The following is a 2,156-nucleotide window of genomic DNA, read 5'->3' on the forward strand; positions in this document are numbered from 1 at the left end:
GCAAATTGAGTAATCCGTCAAGATGAAAATCCATAAGCTTAGCCTCTAGCGTAAAGTTCCTATATTATACAGTTTTCACCGCAAACCCAGAAGAGCCAATGATCCTACTAATTTGGGTAGATTTGAGCGGAAGATAACCGAGGAAATTAACAAGAGAGAAGCCCCCACTTTTGTGGAGGGCAAGCCTATTCCAATCAATATGGAAGAGCGCTCTTTTTTTGATGTTTACGAGCTGGATTTTGGCAGATTAGATGACGAGCCACCGCTAGTGATTGCGGGGAATGATGCTCAAATTGCCCTGCAAGCTTCGCTACTGAGAGCCTTGGATCAGATGCTCACTTCTCGCGGTCTGGGTTCATTTAATTTCTGGGAATGGGCCAAAAGATTTGAAATTGGTTTTGAGGGATTTGAGAGCCCCGAGCTAAAAAAGATGCGAGGTGGCAAAAATAAAGAGGTTTGGCCGGGAGTAAAGCGCGAGCATCGACCCTTGATCCGGGAATTAAAGCCTGGTGATGCGCTTGGGGACATTGACTTCAAACTGGTACAGTTTTTCCCAAACAGAAGCGAGAAAGAAGAGTGGAAGCTGTTTACCGGCTCGTACCGAGAAATAGCTCAGCAAATCATCATTTGGTGGAATCAAAAAGAGGGCGGTGCTGTTAGTAGCGGCGCTACTACTTCTCGCCTAACCTCCGACATTTCGCAACTAAGTAAACACCCATATATCAGCTTGTACTTTCGCGAGCTACCAGCCTCTGCTGGGGGTAGAGGTGGCACCCAATTAGAAAGTGAAATTAGCTTCAGGTTAATGGATATGGTGGAATACGAGGGACTTATTCCCGGCAAATCCGTGATTTCAATTGCAGATATCAAGCGATTCAAAAATACGATCTAGCGAACTTTTAACGCCACTCCTGACAAGCCATATCAAATTCAGCGGGGGCGTGGAAGCTACACCTATAATAACTGGCCGTTGGGATATAAATTGTGGTTGCTGGGAAATTCAGCATCGGAGGCAGAGCGAGTATTTAAGGATGTTTTGAAAATCCAAAACCATACATTTGATGAGATTTATATGGGTATAGGAGCAAGCAGGAACCCCGCCAAGAAGTACCCAATATCCCAGCCTAAAAAGAAAGTCATTGGCGAGGACAAGTCTTTGCCAAACCAAAGGCAGACTGGGATTGTGACTTTCCGCTGGGCAAAATTGGTATTGCCCATGACCAAGGAAACTTTAGTTCTGGTCTCACGAGAAACTAGAACTAAAGTTGATGAAAGGTTGAAATAGTAAACTATAGAAGTTTTACTTAATCGTCAGCAACCTCTGCTCAGCAATTTTTTGGTAAGCAGGTTGCTTGTGCTTTTTGAAAAGTATGACTGCCTGCTGGAAGTTTGCTTTGGCTTTGGCTTTGTTGCCAATTTTTTCGTAAGCGTCACCCCGATTGAGGTAGGTAGTGGCGTCATTGGGGGGCAATATCCCAATTTTCAAGGCACTGTCAAAACAGTCGATCGCATTTTCGTATTTTCCAAGTGCCACGTAGCTTCTGCCGATTTTAAAGTTAGATTCTGCGGATTTTTGCACCAGCGGGCGGTGCTTTTTCTTGAACTCCTCAGTCTCTTCTTTGTTGTGAAAAAGGGCGTCAATTTCCATTTCAAGCAAGCTCCCATCCTTAACAGATTCATTCAGCAAAGCCGCGCTCGCCTCATTGTGTTTTCTGATAGCTTCTTGGTGCTTCCCTGCTGCTGCCAACTTGTCTCCCACGCCCTCCAGTGTACCGGAATCGCCAGTAGTTGCCCGTCCTTCAATTTCAGTAAGCCCGTCTGCGTAGCAGGTGTTTTTGTACTTTTCGTCAAGCTTAGCTTCATTTTGCCTTGGGGGTATTGAGGGCGTTGTAGATTCTGTAGGGTTCGTTTCGATCGGGATTGGGATGGGCGCTGGTACGGGTATCAGCGTACAGCCGCCACACAAAACTGCGATCGCCAATATTGTTCGTTTTGCAGGGTGCATATTAAAAATCCCAAGAATGCCACTTCGAGAATTTTCCCAGGATTTGGATACCAAGGGAGTCGCGGACAAATAAAATACCAGTCAAAATGGGATAATCGTGATATCCCATTTTGGTAAAGTTTCAGAACGTTGCCATGAGGGCAAATACTGT

3 protein-coding genes are annotated in these 2,156 nt (G+C 45.3%); 1 reads left to right on the top strand and 2 read right to left on the bottom strand.

Annotation, left to right across the window (positions count from 1 at the left end; all coding sequences use genetic code 11):
• Window positions 1-199: 199 nt before the first annotated feature.
• Complete coding sequence (locus JGK39_RS33240; RefSeq protein WP_293299058.1) at window positions 200-892, top strand: hypothetical protein; 693 nt, start codon at window positions 200-202, stop codon at window positions 890-892.
• A 408-nt stretch (window positions 893-1,300) separates the two neighbouring features.
• Here JGK39_RS33240 and JGK39_RS33245 read toward each other — a convergent pair whose 3' ends face one another.
• Together JGK39_RS33245 and JGK39_RS33250 are read right to left on the bottom strand one after the other, a co-directional pair.
• The gene (locus JGK39_RS33245) at window positions 1,301-2,005 is read right to left on the bottom strand and encodes a tetratricopeptide repeat protein (protein WP_293262717.1); all 705 of its coding nucleotides are present in this window, start codon (window positions 2,003-2,005) and stop codon (window positions 1,301-1,303) included.
• On the bottom strand, window positions 1,945-2,156 hold a 212-nt coding region (locus tag JGK39_RS33250; RefSeq protein WP_293262720.1), incomplete at its 5' end, for a hypothetical protein. The genes JGK39_RS33250 and JGK39_RS33245, both read right to left, overlap by 61 nt.

Source organism: Microcoleus sp. PH2017_12_PCY_D_A, from assembly GCF_020738565.1.
Taxonomy (GTDB): domain Bacteria; phylum Cyanobacteriota; class Cyanobacteriia; order Cyanobacteriales; family Microcoleaceae; genus Microcoleus.